Genomic DNA, 15118 nt, shown 5'->3' with positions numbered 1-15118 from the left:
TTTAATCAAACCAACTCACCGACACGAAACTCCCTTTCATCTAAGGCTCGTTTCAGTTAGACGATTGCGGGAATAGCACCCTGTTTTTTTGGTACATCTTTGTTTCAGGATTAACACCAAAACCCCAAAAGCTATGTATACTTTTATCAAAAATCAGAACTCTTTAGTAGTACGAGGCGAATTGACTTTAAATGCCGTTGGCGAACTTGCCGCTACCTTAAACGATGCGTTTAAATCGCAAAATGAGATCGTTCTCGATCTGAGCAAATTGCAGGAATTAAACCTTAGTACCGTGATGAAACTGGCCCAGCTTCAGGCGAATTATGCAACCTGCGGGAAAAACGTGGTCTTTTTGGGGCTCGAAAATGCTTCGGTACGCAGCACCTTTGGCCTTGCCGGAAAACGCCAGTTGTTGCAAAACGCAGCGTAAGAACGATTCAGCTTTGATTTGGCCTACAGATAATCGAGGGTGTTGACCATCTCAAACTTAGGGCTGCGTTTAAAGAATTCCCTTAAAAAAGCGGTGTGTGCGCCTCCCATCAGAATGAGTACCCGGTCGTCTTTTTTGAGTCTGACGCGATTGAGGTTTGAAAAGATGCGCATATTGCGCTGGTAGAAAATTGCCGCGTTATCTGCGCCTTCAAAGCCGTCTTCGAGACCTACATAAAGGAGTTTATCTGCATTGGCATTGATGAGAAAATCGAGGTAGGCCGGTTCGTTGATGAGCCTGAATTTCTCCGGTAAATCACTTTGCTCGTAACGGTTCACACGCGCAGCAAGCCCGGGATGGTCTTTAAAAGGCGCGTTAGTGAGTTGCAGGTAGGTCTCCGGGTCGATGGAATTCTCAAGCTCGGGACTCGATTCTATAAAATCACCCACCGAATAGTTGTAGCCCATATGATTGTCGATGCCGTAAAGGCAGTCTACCTGAGCCAGGCGGCCTATTTCAAAGGCCAGCATACTGATCTCGCCATCGTAGGTGGGCAGGTGTTCCGGGTTCTTTAAAAAGTTTTGGTAGGCGGTATTGAGCGTGTCGTTTTTAGACGGAATTTTTTCCACGCAAATCACTGTGGGTTTAAAAGCCGCGAGTTTTTGAGCCAGTTCGCGTACCTGCTGCTGGTTTTGAGCCGCATTTTCATCAAAATCGGTCGCGTGCGCGTCTGAAGTTGTGCCAAAGTGAAACGTACCCACATTAAGCACCTGAATTTTAGCAGTTGCAGACTCTGTCTGTGGCATGGTCTCCGGCGCGGGATTTTCAGGAGTTGAACTGCAGGAAGTAATGCTAATTAAAACGAGGAGCAAAGCCAAAAATCGAATCATAAAAAGCGGAATTTATGGGCGCTAAGATAGGGAAGTAGGAGTGTGTTTTGAATGGTCTTAATAATTTGATCAGCCGGAATCTGGAATTCCCAGGAAACAGTTTTAATCCTTCTTAAGCAGGGCATATACGTCGAGATCGATAGATCTGCCGTTTTTTACTTCATATTCGTGCATCGTTCCTTCCTTTATAAAATTCATTTTTTCAAGGACTTTTTTGCTAGAGGTATTTTCAGTTTCCACAAAAGCTTCAATCCGGTTTAAGTGCAGCTTTTCAAATGCGTAGGTAGAGATTGCCGGAAGAGCTTCGGTTATAAAGCCTTTTCCCCAAAATTGAGGCAGGAGCCAAAAACCTATTTCGGCTTTTTGTTGTGGGGCGTTTTTGTCGTTAAAGCCGCAGGCACCGTAAAAGGTCTGGTCTTTGAGGTCACAGATTGCCCACCAAATCCCCGATTGCGTTTCTTCCTGATTTTTAAACCAAAGCATTTGCTCCTGAGTTGCCTCTAAACTGTCGTAACTAACCCCATACTGTTTGATCACTTGCGGGTTTGAAAGGCCTTTGTAGATATTTTCAAGATCTTCCTGTATAATCTGACGCAGAAGTAGTCTTTGGGTTTTTAATATGGGGAAGGGAAGTGGAAGCATTTAAAGTGATGGTTTTGAAAAGGAAATTAGCCTTCATCAGGAATTCTAACTTTAAGCTTATCAAAAGTGGGGTATTCTTTTAACTCGCTAAAATCAACTTTCCAAAAATCAAGCTCAAATAAATTACCTTCTTCATCAATGCTTAGCTCTATATCAACCAAAACCCCATCAATATCTATGTACTCTGCAGCAGCTATAGATTTTTGTCTGGCTTGCTTATTTTCGATGTCAAAAGAGATTGATCCCATATGATTATCATTCAGATTCCTAATCAGCTCGGGTATCTTGAACTGATTATTGCATAACTTCTTAATTATTTCTATTTCTTTTTGTTTAATGGGTCTCATTTTCAAAATATTCATCATAATAGTGTTTGAATTCCCTTTGCATTAATTCAGGTGAGATTCCACCAAATTGGATTTCGTATTCTTCACTATCCATTCCCGTTATTGCCGCGCCCCAACCGGTCAATTCAATTCCGTTTTCGAAATAAACTTTAAGTTGGTGAATAACAATGGTATCTATGAATTTGTACATTGGTTCGTCCTCATTTATTTGAACTTTATGCCTTTTACAATGATTTCTGAAAAGGGCATAGGGGGATTCTATATTTAAAAAATTGATTTTTCCATGGAGAACCCCCATTGGCACGTCAGCATATTCAAATCGGGTTGTACCGATTTTGGTTGCGTCCAGATATATCGAATAGGCTTTTTCCATTTTTCTTCTTTATTACATTAATAAGCTTAATACCTGTTATTGTATACCTGTATCTTTCAAAAAGTCAAGAAACCGTATTGTTCGCAAAGATGTGAATTGCAACTCTAGCTTAGAGATTTTTTTAAATGTCCATCTGGACTATTTCTGCTCTTGATCCAAATCGAATGGGCAACATACTTGTTCCTATCCCTTTAGATACATACATTTTCGGGTCTGATTCTGTATACCAACCTTTTAAGTAATTTCCACTTCCCTGAGGTTTGAATGGAACGAATCCTAGAAAGGTGATTTGACCTCCGTGTGTGTGACCGGAAAGTACTAAATCAATCAGGATGTTTCCCTTTTGTTTTGCGATGATATCCCTGTGTTCCGGACAATGAGATAAAACAATGGTAGTATCTGCTTCTTTAAGACCTTCAATTGCCTCCTCAAAATCTGCATTACCTCCAACAAAATCGTCAATTCCGATTATCGCTATTTCCCTGTTTCTAATTGAAAAAGTCCTATTATCGTTAATTAGCAGTTCGCAATTATTCTTGTAATAAACTTTTTCTAATTCTACCAGATCAACATTTCCCCAATATTCCCAATTTCCGGTTATTGCATATTTTTTAATAGAATTATCAATGAGTTCAAGGAATGCATTAAGCGGTTTTATCTTTTCTGTTTTGTCAACAGAATCCCCGGTGATAAAGATTAAATCAGGTTGTAAAGCGTTTATCTTTCTGGCAATCGATTTGTGAACAGACCTTAATTGATCCAGGTGCAAATCTGAAATCTGGATTATTTTTAGTTTGTCTTTTTCCGATTTTGAGATGTCGAAGTAATTCCAGTCAATCACATATTTCTCAAACCAAAGTGAATCCAAAAGAACTAATCCAATTGCCGCAAAAACTCCTGTTTTAATAAATTTTCTTCTGGTAAATTTTATCATCTCTAAAATTTCTGCGTGTTAGCTTTACTTTAGTTCTTGGTAGACAGCAAGCAAACGATATTAACCTTCATTTCCGTAAATATACCTGTTCATTTTATAAGTTTTTTCCGGAATACCAGATTTTCTATAAATACGGGAGCAGGTAGTTAAAGAGCAATCCGGCGCCAATGGCCAGGCCAAAGCTGAGGAGGGTTCCTATCAATACATATTCGGTAAGCTGGCGGTTTTTACCTTCGGTAAGATCTCCAAAACGAAAAACCGACTTAGCCGTGATCAAAAAGCCTATTGCAGACCAGGCGTTGAGCAGGATAAAAGCGAAAACAAACAGGCGCTCAAGCATCCCGATGATTTTTCCGGCACCGGCCAGAGAGGTGTTTTTGACTTTGAGTTTCTCTTTTTTAGAAGGTTCGATGGCTTCCTGCCAGGGTTGTAAAATAAGGCGCATTAAAATCCCGGCGACATAGGTTACAAAAAACAACAGGGTGAGCACCAGTAAAACTAGAGGCTGGTACAGCGCATCAAAGTCTATCGTATAAGGCGTGTAGTAATACACCACCAGATTAAGCACCAGCAGATGCGCAACCTGATCTGCAATGAACAATGAGGTACTGTTCTTTTTGGTCGTGTATCTGATCTTAAGCAGGTCTATAGCGTAGTGGGTTATACCTATAAAGGCGATGCCTAAAAAATAGCGGCTGTCAAACTGCAAAAGCACCAGCAAAGCCAGCAGATGTACGCCGATGTGCGCCAACAGATACGGCGAGCGAAATCCCTTTTTGCGCTTGTCTTTTACCCAACGGGTGGGCTGCAGTACAAAGTCTCCCAGAATGTGAGCGAGCAGCAATTTTAGAGCGAGTGCGAGCATTTAGTGATTGTTTAAGGTTTGGCTGTAGTACTGAAGCATTTTGGTGAGTTCGTCATATCCCGCGCGGTGCAGGGTAGCGCTAATGGTGCTTTGCGATTTGCCCAGCATCTCGCTCAGTTCGGTTTGATTGAGCTGCGGGTGCAGCAGCTTTTGGTGAAACACCTGCGCGCTCACCGGCGTCCAGTTGTCCATCGTCAGGCAGGCCAACTCAAGAATGAGATTGAATTGCGTGTCAAGATCAGTATGCTCGCTTTGCAGGGCGAGGGTTTGTTTTTTGAGTCGGTCAAAACAGGTGCCGCTGTTTACAAAAGCGCTTCCGTTAGCTTCTGTGATTTTAGCCGCGTCGTGAGTCTTCTCTCCCAGACCTATGGCGATGCGCACATCTACACCATCCAGACTTTTAACAGCACTTTTGATTAGTAAGGCGGAATACAAAGCTTCTGTAGGTTTTACCTCAAGCTGAAAGCTGTCGCCGCGGTAAATCTCCCAGTCTTTCGGTTCGTCACCCAGGCGGTTAAGCACGGCTTTCAATACCGGAAGCCAGTTTTGCTGCGTTCGCGAATTGATGATATCTGCGGTTAATATAGCGGTCATAAATGTTCGGTATCGTATTTAGAGACGATAATGGTAAATATCGTATTATAATGCGATAATTGCAATTTTTTCTAGTTCTCAGTTTTCAGTCTCAGTGGCCAGTCACAGTTGGCAGTTTTAGGTTTTCAGCCGTAGTTCTCGGTTTTCTGTTTTCTGTTTACCTTTTTTTAAATAACTGAATAAATCAATAATCAATTCAGAATTAAGAATGCAGAATTATTTAAAACAAGAAACAAGAAACTACTCAATATCTCAATAACCAATTCAGAATTAAGAATGCAGAATGCTGAGTTATTCTAAACAAGAAACAAGAAACAAGAAACAAGAAACAAGAAATAATAAATAAGAAACTACTCAATAACTCAATAACTCAAAAACCAATTCAGAAGGCAGAATTTTTTAAAAAACCCATTAACGCTTAACCATTAACAAATAACACAATCACATTATCGTATTAAAAGACAATAAATTAAATTATCGTATTAAGAAGCGATAAAAATCAATATCCCACGGCGGTATCGTCACCGCGACGGTCTGCGCCGCCTTCCAGAGTTCCGTCAGGTAATACGAGTACACCGTCTACCTTTCCTAGAATAACGCTGTTTTCCTGGCGAATTTGGTATCCTTTCGCCGCCAGGCTATCTAAAAGAGGTTTACCAAAGGCATCGGGTTCAAAGGTAACCACATCGGGCAACCACTGATGATGGAATCGGGGTGCATCTACCGCTTCCTGCATACCCATTTCAAAATCGGCTACATTCAGAATCGTTTGCAACACCGAAGTTATTATAGTTGAACCGCCCGGGGTACCCACCGTCATCCAAAGTTTACCGTCTTTTTCTACAATGGTAGGCGTCATCGAGCTCAGCATGCGTTTTTGAGGTTCGATTTTATTTGCCGCCGCGCCAATAAGGCCAAACATATTAGGAACTCCGGGTTTTACGCTAAAATCATCCATCTCGTTGTTCAGGAAAAAGCCGAGTTCGTCTGCATACAGCTTAGAACCGTAGGCCCCGTTCAGGGTAGTGGTGAGGGCAACCGCATTACCATATTGATCAACAATCGAGAAATGGGTGGTTTCCATAGACTCATAGCCGGGGATCAAACCATGTTCCACCTCAGAAGAAGGCGTTGCCTGCTCAAAGCTGAAATTCTCCATACGTTCTGTTGCATATTCGGTGCTGATAAGCGTTTCGATAGGAATATCGTTAAAGTCGGGATCGCCCAGAAAAAAGCTGCGGTCGGCATAGGCGCGACGTTCGGCTTCCGTAATCACCTGAATGCTTTTAAGCGAATTGTGACCATAGGTGCTCAGTTCGTAGGGTTCAATCATTTTAAAGATCTGTGCCAGACAAACGCCTCCGCTTGAAGGTGGCGGCATCCCGATGATTTTCAAATTTTTATAGCTGGAAACGATGGGTTTCCGCCAGACTGCTTCGTAGTTTTTAAGATCCTCGAGCGTGATGATTCCGCCATGTTTTTGCATAAAGTTGACCAACTTCTGAGCGGTCTCTCCTTCGTAGAATTCGCTTTTGCCGTTTTGCGCAATGCGTCTCAGCGTAGCGGCCAGTACGGGGTTTTTAATGGTGTCACCCGCTTTGATTTTAAGGCTGTCGCTTTCGCGAAAACCTACCGAATAGAGGGTTTCCCTCCCGTTAATACTGTCAAAAACCGCTGCGTAATTGCGATAGCGGTTCCATTGATTTTCGGTTATTACATAGCCTTTTTCGGCCAGAGCAATAACCGGTTCAAGGATCTCGGCCATCGGCATAGAACCCAGCTTTTCGTGAATGGCAAACATCCCGGCAATGGTTCCCGGAACGCCCACAGCCAGCGCTCCTTCACGGCTCAAAGAGGCAATGGCATCGCCGTTTTCATCCAGATACATATCGTGCGTGGCAGCCATAGGGGCTTTTTCGCGGTAGTCGATGCTGCCAATCTCGCCGTCGGCTTTGCGGTACACCATAAAGCCACCGCCGCCCAGGCTTCCGGCAAAGGGATAGGCGACGTTAAGCGCCATATCTACGCCTATGAGCGCATCAAAGGCGTTACCACCTTTTTTCAGGATTTCGGCGCCTATACGCGAAGCTTCTTCACGGGCCGAAACCACCATAATGCTGTCTGCAAGTTTTCCGCGTTGAATGCTGCGTGGCTGTTTTTGTTCGGTTTTGCAGGAATTTAAAACCAGAATAAAAGTCAGTATAAATCCTAAAGGTTTCAGTAGTTTAAAATTCATAGTTCGGTAGTATTGGTATCGGGAAATTCAGTATTAAGTTCTTCTAAGCGTTCCGCAGAAAAGGCGCGGAGCTCTTCAAAAAAGCTGGTGAATTCGTGTTCAAAATCGGTATAATGCTCCTGTAAATCTTCAACGGCACGATCCATGCCGCTTCGGTTGCGGGTACGGCGGTTCATATTGTGCAAAACCGTGGCGATACCGATTATTTTGGCATAACTCAGCAACCAGTTGTCTGCAATCATATGCGGAATCATATGCTGTATCGGGTTGGTCAACACATCGTAATGCCGGTCAAGACTGTCGTAGAAATCGCTTACAAATTGCTCTAAAGGAACTTTTGAATATTGCTGCCAGTTTTTGGCCAAAAAATGATCGTAGAGAATATCTACAATCACCCCGCTGTAGTGGCTGTACTTAGCGTGCAGGCGGCGGGTGCTTTGGCGCACCGTGGGATGGGCGTCTGTGAAGGTATCTATACTGCGATGCAGCAAAATGCCCTTTTTAAGCCGTGGACTAAACTTTTTATACTGCTTACCTTTTATGCCGTCTGCCATAAAATTGCCCAGCGTGACCAGTTCGTCATCACCCGAAAGATAAATGTGTGCCAAAAAATTCATCGGTTTAAAATACAAATTACCTTTTAAATCCCGGCTGAATTTGCTGGCCGATTACCTTAAGATTTAAAGGCGATAGGCCAGACCTAGGTTGTATTCAAGGGCATCATAACCCGCATTGGGTTGTTTAATTTCTGCATTTGACACATGGCGATAGCCCAATCGTACATCCAAAACCCATTTTTCATAAAAATTATAATGCAAACCTGTTGCTAAATTATCTGAAAAACCTATGCCTTTTGCCATGCGCTCGGTTCCTTCATCAAAATACCCGGGGCCTAAACTCGCTAAAGCATATAATTCTAAAGACGTATTTAAATGGGTTTTTAGTAAAACCCCGCAATTGAAAATATATTCGTTGATGTACTTAAACCGTTTCCAAATCTCTCTTTGTTCACTATAAACATCGGGATTTCCGGCAAACCAGGGATTGAATAATTTATGTTGCGCGCGATTTACTTCGGGTTGAAATATAAAATCATAGTTTATTTTGCCAGATTTAATACGATAGAGTACCTGAATTTTATTAAAATAAACCTCATAGTAGTAGTCATCGTCTTTAAAAATAAAATTATCTACCGATGCATAACCGGTGTTATACCCGATTTGATAAAATCGCCCCTGAAGGGAATCTTTTTGTGCGGGTAAGGTAGCGGGAACTAAAAGAAAAAGGCCTAAAGTAATAAAGAGTAATTTACTCATAAAAACCGGTTTTAAAGTGTCTAAAATCACTTGACTGTTCTTATTAAAGTTGCCAAAGATAGAACTCTTTGGATAAATATTTTTCAGGTTATTTATTTTCAGGGCATGGCTTAAGGAGTATTCTGGTTATCTTGCAGCTTTTCAAGTACATTCATGACATTAATAAAATCCATATCCGGAATACGCGGAACCATAGGCGGTAATCCCGGTGATAACCTGACCCCAATTGATGCTGTAAAATTTACTTCGGCTTACGGAAGTTTTATCAAACAGCAGCGAACTAAAGACGAATACCGCGTCGTGGTAGGTCGTGATGCCCGCCTTAGCGGCGAAATGCTGCAGCAACTCGTAATGCAAACCCTGGTGGGAATGGGAATTCACGTGATTGATCTGGATTTATCGACCACGCCTACGGTTGAGCTTGCAGTAAAACTGGAGCACGCCGATGGCGGAATAATTCTTACCGCATCACACAATCCTAAACAATGGAATGCCCTGAAATTGCTGGATAAAAATGGAGAATTCCTCAATGCCGAAGCCGGAGCGAAAATCCTCGAACTGGCAGAATCAGCAGAACTGAATTTTGCAGATGTAGATGATTTGGGCGAAATACATAAAAACGACGCCTATATCGATATTCACATCGATGAGGTTTTAGATCTTGAACTCGTGGATGAAGACGCGATCAAAGCGGCCGGATTTAAGATTGTGGTAGACGGTGTTAATTCAACGGGAGGGATCGCGATCCCGATGTTGCTCAACCGTCTGGGGGTGCATACCGTAAAATTGTATTGCGAGCCTAACGGAAGATTTCCGCACAATCCCGAACCTTTGAAAGAGCATTTGGGCGATATCTGCGCTTTGGTAAAAGAAGAAAACGCCGATTTGGGAATCGTGGTTGATCCTGACGTAGACCGGCTGGCATTTATTGACGAGACCGGTGAAATGTTTGGAGAAGAATACACGCTTGTAGCCTGTGCCGATTACGTTTTGGGTGAAAACCCCGGTGCAACCGTTTCTAACTTGAGTTCGTCGCGGGCTCTGCGTGATGTCACTTTAAAGCACGGCGGCACGTATCACGCGGCTGCTGTTGGTGAGGTGAATGTGGTTGCCAAAATGAAAGAAGTGGGTGCCGTAATCGGTGGTGAGGGCAATGGTGGTATCATTTATCCCGAGTCGCATTACGGTCGGGATGCCCTCGTGGGTGTAGCTTTATTTCTGACGCATCTCGCAAAGCAAAAAGTTAAAGTAAGCGAGTTACGCGCGAGCTATCCCGCATATTTTATGAGTAAAAAGAAAATTGAACTTACGCCCGGTTTGGATGTAGACGGCATTTTAAAAGCAGTTGCCGAAAATCACAAAACCGAAGAAATCAATACTATTGACGGCGTTAAAATCGATTTTGAAAAGCACTGGGTACACCTCAGAAAATCAAACACCGAACCCATCATTCGCATTTATACCGAAGCTCCGTCACAAACCGAAGCAGATCAAATCGCCGATGATATGATCGCTGAAATTAAGCAGATAGCGGGGATTTAGTTGACAGCTTTCAGTTGCAGTAGGCAGTTTTTTGAAATACGAAATACAAAATCGGGAATTTGCAATTGGTTTTTCATTTCGACCTTTGGGAGAAATCACATCAGCCATTAACGAGAGATTGTTTATTAAATAATAGAAAACTAAGTAGGATGTGACCTCTCCTATCGTCGAGGTGACATTTGCGTTCAATTCGATCTTTTGAAAAATTAAATCCCAAATCTTGAATATCAAACCTTGAATCTTGAATTTTTCAGCGGCGGCTGAGTGGATTTTGCGAAGCCTTGCGGAGCAAAATTTGTATCGAAGCCAAAGCCTTTTTAAATACGAAAAAACATCCCTCTAAATCTCCCTTCAAAGGGAGACTTTTGATTTTGGTATGATTTGGAATTGGTTTGTCCTTTCGACCTTTAGGGAGAAATCACATCAGCCATTAACGAGAGATTGTTTATTAAATAATAGAAAACTAAGTAGGATTTGACCTCTCCTATCGTCGAGGTGACATTTGCGTTCAATTCGATCTTTTGAAAAATAAAATCCAAAATCTTGAATTTCAAACCTTGAATCTTGAATTTTTCAGCGGCGGCTGAGTGGATTTTGCGAAGCCTGGCGGAGCAAAATTTGTATCGAAGCCAAAGCCTTTTTAAATACGAAATACGAAAAAACATCCCTCTAAATCTCCCTTCAAAGAGAGACTTTTGATTTTGGTATGATTTGGAATTGGTTTGTCCTTTCGACCTTTAGGGAGAAATCGCATCAGGCATTAACGAGAGATTGTTTATTAAATAATAGAAAACTAAGTAGGATGTGACCTCTCCTATCGTCGAGGTGACATTTGCGGTCATTACGTTTTTTTAAAATTCAAAACTTTGAATTTTCAACCTTAAATCTTGAATTCTTCTAGCGGCGGCTGAGTGGATTTTGCGAAGCCTGGCGGAGCAAAATTTGTATCGAAGCCAGAGTGTTTTTTAAATTAGAAATACGAAATACAAAATCGGGAATTTACAATTGGTTTGTCATTTCGACCTTTAGGGAGAAATCACATCATCCCTTCTGAAAATTAGAAATTAGAAATACGAAAAAACATCCCTCTAAATCTCCCTTCAAAGGGAGACTTTTGATTTTAGTATGATTTGGAATTGGTTTGTCCTTTCGACCTTTAGGGAGAAATCACATCAGCCATTAACGAGAGATTGTTTATTAAATAATAGAAAACTAAGTAGGATGAGACCTCTCCTATCGTCGAGGTGACATTTGCGGTCAATTCGATCTTTTGAAAAATAAAATCCAAAATCTTGAATTTCAAACCTTGAATCTTGAATTTTTCAGCGGCGGCTGAGTGGATTTTGCGAAGCCTGGCGGAGCAAAATTTGTATCGAAGCCAGAGTGTTTTTTAAATTAGAAATACGAAATACAAAATCGGGAATTTACAATTGGTTTGTCATTTCGACCTTTAGGGAGAAATCACATCAGCCATTAACGAGAGATTGTTTATTAAATAATAGAAAGCTAAGTAGGATGAGACCTCTCCTATCGTCGAGGTGACATTTGCGTTCAATTCGATCTTTTGAAAAATAAAATCCAAAATCTTGAATTTCAAACCTTGAATCTTGAATTTTTCAGCGGCGGCTGAGTGGATTTTGCGAAGCCTTGCGGAGCAAAATTTGTATCGAAGCCAGAGCGTTTTTAAATACGAAAAAACATCCCTCTAAATCTCCCTTCAAAGGGAGTTTTTTGATTTTGGTATGATTTGGAATTGGTTTGTCATTTCGACCTTTAGGGAGAAATCACATCAGTCATTAACGAGAGATTGTTTATTAAATAATAGAAAACTAAGTAGGATGTGACCTCTCCTATCGTCGAGGTGACATTTGCGTTCAATTCGATCTTTTGAAAAATTAAATCCCAAATCTTGAATTTCAAATCTTGAATCTTGAATTTTTCAGCGGCGGCTGAGTGGATTTTGCGAAGCCTTGCGGAGCAAAATTTGTATCGAAGCCAGAGCGTTTTTAAATACGAAAAAACATCCCTCTAAATCTCCCTTCAAAGGGAGTTTTTTGATTTTGGTATGATTTGGAATTGGTTTGTCATTTCGACCTTTAGGGAGAAATCACATCAGTCATTAACGAGAGATTGTTTATTAAATAATAGAAAACTAAGTAGGATGTGACCTCTCCTATCGTCGAGGTGACATTTGCGGTCATTACGTTTTTTTAAAATCCAAAACTTTGAATTTTCAACCTTAAATATTGAATTCTTCTAGCGGCGGCTGAGTGGATTTTGCGAAGCCTTGCGGAGCAAAATTTGTATCGAAGCCAGAGTGTTTTTTTAATACGAAATTAGAAATACTAAATACGAAATCGGGAATTTGCAATTGGTTTGCCATTTCGACCTTTAGGGAGAAATCGCATCAGTATCTCCAAATCAAAAATTTTGAATTTTTAACCTTGAATTTTTAACCTTGAATTTTTAACCTTGAATTTTGAATTCTTAAAGCTTGTGCTTAAACCGCTTGTGCGTCCAAAGATAGTATTGCGGGGCCTGGCGGATTTGTGTTTCCAGGTTTTTGATAAAAACATCAGTAATCTGATAATCGGGCAGGGAAGTGGGGTCTTCGGTGATGACTTTAAAGCTGGCTTTGTAATAACCACGCTTTACTTTGTCTACAGCCAGATACAACACAGGCATATTTTCAGATTTGGCTAAACGCTCAACACCCGTAAAAAAGGGTACATTCTGCCCCAGAAAATCGGTGCAATATTGGTTTTTACGGGATTTTGGAGACTGGTCTGCAATAAACGCATAGGTCGCCATCTCGCCTTTACGTTGCTTTTTACGAATGATAAAAGTAGCTTCCTTGTTATTGATGAGTTCGGAGTTCCATTTTTGACGGATCTCCCGTATCAGATTATCAAATCGCTTGTTCTTGATGCGTTTATAAATACCGTAACCGGTGTAGTCAAAGTAGAACTGCAGGGCCGTAAGCCATTCATAACTGGCATAATGTCCCATCATAATAAGCGAACTGCGCTTTTCGGCTTCCAGCTTGTAGATGATGTCGAGATCTTCAATAACAAAGCGTTTCTTTAATTCTTCCGCAGAAATGGAGATTGACTTGATCATCTCCAGAAACATATCACACATATGCTTGTAAAATTCTTTTTCAATCTGTTTTAATTCGGCTTCCGATTTTTCAGGAAAAGCTGTTTTGAGATTGAAACTTACTGTTTTTCGGCGATAGCCCACTATATAATACACCAACGCAAATACTCCGTCTGAGACCAGATAAAACAGCCTCCATGGGAGCTTAGAGATGCACCATAAGAGCGGATAAACCAACCAAAACACAAGTCCTTGCATCAGCAGATCATTTTAAAGATAAAGACAGCAGAAGCGTATTTAAAAGTTCTATAAACCCGCAGGAAATCGCTGCTGTTCTGCTCACTTTTAGTGCGCAAATATAGGTATATTTGAAGCTTAAACTCGAGCATTTATGGGGGATTTAAACCTGGTAACCTTAATCGTGATTGGTATTAATGTACTTATCTCAATGAAAGGCTTTAACGATTATTCATTTTTTGAAAAATACAAATTCAATACCGGCGCAGTGCGTCGTGGAGAGCAGATACGCATTCTTTCTTCCGGATTTTTGCACGTAAGTACGGCGCATTTGTTTTTCAATATGCTAACCCTGTATTTTTTTGCGCCTCTTGTGGTGAATTTACTGGGCAATTGGGAATTTGCGATAATCTACCTTGGCAGCCTGATCCTGGGTAATTTACTATCCTATTATTTCCATAAAGATGAATACCATTATTCGGCAGTAGGAGCGAGTGGGGCGGTCTCAGGGATCTTATATTCGGCGATTTTACTGCAGCCCGATATGAGTCTTTATATGTTCTTTATTCCCATCCCCATACCGGCCTATATATTTGGTATTGGCTATTTACTGTATTCCATTTACGGAATGCGCGCCAATAATGACAATATTGGCCACGACGCCCATTTTGGCGGTGCAGTAGGCGGATATGTTATTACTTTGTTAATGGCGCCCATACTGCTACAGATTAACACGTTGATGGTGGGATTGTTAGCGATTCCCATCATTGTTTTATTTGTGTTAAACAAGACCGGAAAGATTTAGTGGCATAGCTCTTGCTTTTACCTTTGTTGTCAAACAACCGGCAATTTTAAAATTCTAAAAAGGAATTTGGAATTGCTTAAAACTAAAAACAAAAATTTAAAAGCATGAAAACGATTCTAATTTTAGCATTAACAGCTATGACCACCGCAGTAAGCGCTCAGCATATTCAACCTACCGTTAGTGTTACGGGTGAGGGCAAAGTAATTGCCGTACCTGATGAAGTAACCATTCGCATGGGAGTTCAAAACGAAGGGAAAGACCCTAAAGCGGTTAAGACGGAAAACGATGCGGCCGTTGATAAAGTGCTCGATTACCTATTAAAAATGGGTATCCCTCAAAATCAGGTTCAGACAGAATATGTAAATCTGAATAAAAATTACGATTACAATACCAAAACCTATAGCTACAATGCAAGTCAGACTATTTCGGTAGAACTGAAAGACTTAACTAAATACGATAAATTAATGTCAGGCCTGGTAAGCTCAGGAATCAACTCGATTAATGGGGTGAGTTTTTCGTCTTCAAAAATGGAAGAATACGAAGCTGAAGCTCGTAAAAAAGCGGTTTTGGATGCTAAGGAAAAGGCTGAAGCTTATGCGGCAGTTTTAGGGCAGAATATTGGTAAAGCCTTACTAATCGCAGAACAGGGATCCAGCAGTCCACAACCACAGCCTATGTTTAAAATGGCTGTTGCTGAGTCTATGGATATGGATGGTGGTCGCACTACCATCGCTCCGGGTGAGATTACTGTAACCTCTTCAATCCAGGTAAGTTTTGAACTTTTAGACTAAATACATTGCATTTGGCA

General features: G+C 41.2%; 15 protein-coding genes. 4 read left to right on the top strand and 11 right to left on the bottom strand.

What is annotated here, in order from left to right; all coding sequences use genetic code 11:
• Positions 1–133: 133 nt before the first annotated feature.
• Positions 134–430, top strand: coding sequence for an STAS domain-containing protein (locus tag ACSSS3_RS18045; protein WP_442845806.1), 297 nt, complete (start codon positions 134–136; stop codon positions 428–430).
• A gap of 23 nt (positions 431–453) precedes the next feature.
• Here ACSSS3_RS18045 and ACSSS3_RS18040 read toward each other — a convergent pair whose 3' ends face one another.
• From ACSSS3_RS18040 to ACSSS3_RS17995, 10 genes are all read right to left on the bottom strand, one after another.
• Positions 454–1320, bottom strand: a complete 867-nt coding sequence (locus ACSSS3_RS18040) for a DUF5694 domain-containing protein (protein ID WP_442845805.1) — start codon at positions 1318–1320, stop codon at positions 454–456.
• Positions 1321–1422: 102 nt separating this feature from the next.
• Positions 1423–1962 carry a GNAT family N-acetyltransferase gene (locus ACSSS3_RS18035; RefSeq protein WP_442845804.1) on the bottom strand — a complete coding sequence of 180 codons (540 nt, stop codon included), beginning with the start codon at positions 1960–1962 and terminating at the stop codon, positions 1423–1425.
• 26 nt (positions 1963–1988) lie between these two features.
• Positions 1989–2309, bottom strand: a complete 321-nt coding sequence (locus ACSSS3_RS18030; protein ID WP_189319461.1) for a DUF6984 family protein — start codon at positions 2307–2309, stop codon at positions 1989–1991.
• Positions 2296–2682, bottom strand: coding sequence for a hypothetical protein (locus tag ACSSS3_RS18025; RefSeq protein WP_442845803.1), 387 nt, complete (start codon positions 2680–2682; stop codon positions 2296–2298). Before ACSSS3_RS18025 ends, ACSSS3_RS18030 begins: the two co-directional genes overlap by 14 nt.
• 121 nt (positions 2683–2803) lie before the next feature.
• Complete coding sequence (locus ACSSS3_RS18020) at positions 2804–3616, bottom strand: metallophosphoesterase (protein WP_442845802.1); 813 nt, start codon at positions 3614–3616, stop codon at positions 2804–2806.
• Positions 3617–3740: 124 nt separating this feature from the next.
• Positions 3741–4481 carry a DUF3307 domain-containing protein gene (locus tag ACSSS3_RS18015; RefSeq protein WP_442845801.1) on the bottom strand — a complete coding sequence of 247 codons (741 nt, stop codon included), beginning with the start codon at positions 4479–4481 and terminating at the stop codon, positions 3741–3743.
• Positions 4482–5075 (bottom strand): transcriptional regulator, encoded by a 594-nt coding sequence (locus ACSSS3_RS18010; RefSeq protein ID WP_442845800.1) that lies wholly within the window; start codon positions 5073–5075, stop codon positions 4482–4484.
• Positions 5076–5574: 499 nt separating this feature from the next.
• Positions 5575–7311 (bottom strand): gamma-glutamyltransferase, encoded by a 1737-nt coding sequence (ggt, locus tag ACSSS3_RS18005; RefSeq protein ID WP_442845799.1) that lies wholly within the window; start codon positions 7309–7311, stop codon positions 5575–5577.
• Positions 7308–7928 (bottom strand): ACP phosphodiesterase, encoded by a 621-nt coding sequence (locus ACSSS3_RS18000; RefSeq protein WP_442845798.1) that lies wholly within the window; start codon positions 7926–7928, stop codon positions 7308–7310. Before ACSSS3_RS18000 ends, ggt begins: the two co-directional genes overlap by 4 nt.
• A gap of 63 nt (positions 7929–7991) precedes the next feature.
• A complete protein-coding gene (locus ACSSS3_RS17995) occupies positions 7992–8627 on the bottom strand; it encodes an acyloxyacyl hydrolase (RefSeq protein WP_442845797.1) in 636 nt (211 codons plus the stop codon).
• Between the two features lie 153 nt (positions 8628–8780).
• On the opposite strand from ACSSS3_RS17995, the gene glmM reads away from it, so the two are divergent.
• Complete coding sequence (gene glmM / locus ACSSS3_RS17990) at positions 8781–10169, top strand: phosphoglucosamine mutase (RefSeq protein WP_442845796.1); 1389 nt, start codon at positions 8781–8783, stop codon at positions 10167–10169.
• A 2487-nt stretch (positions 10170–12656) separates the two neighbouring features.
• Here glmM and ACSSS3_RS17985 read toward each other — a convergent pair.
• On the bottom strand, positions 12657–13526 hold the full coding sequence (locus ACSSS3_RS17985; protein WP_442845795.1) for a lysophospholipid acyltransferase family protein: 870 nt from the start codon (positions 13524–13526) through the stop codon (positions 12657–12659).
• Positions 13527–13659: 133 nt separating this feature from the next.
• On the opposite strand from ACSSS3_RS17985, the gene ACSSS3_RS17980 reads away from it, so the two are divergent.
• Positions 13660–14310 (top strand): rhomboid family intramembrane serine protease, encoded by a 651-nt coding sequence (locus ACSSS3_RS17980; protein WP_228231521.1) that lies wholly within the window; start codon positions 13660–13662, stop codon positions 14308–14310.
• A gap of 104 nt (positions 14311–14414) precedes the next feature.
• A complete protein-coding gene (locus tag ACSSS3_RS17975; RefSeq protein WP_442845794.1) occupies positions 14415–15101 on the top strand; it encodes an SIMPL domain-containing protein in 687 nt (228 codons plus the stop codon).
• Positions 15102–15118 lie beyond the last annotated feature (17 nt).

The organism is Leeuwenhoekiella sp. H156, from assembly GCF_052218455.1.
GTDB lineage: Bacteria > Bacteroidota > Bacteroidia > Flavobacteriales > Flavobacteriaceae > Leeuwenhoekiella > Leeuwenhoekiella parthenopeia.
The sequence above is the reverse complement of the archived record's forward strand: the minus strand, read 5'-3'. Positions and strand labels throughout refer to the sequence as shown.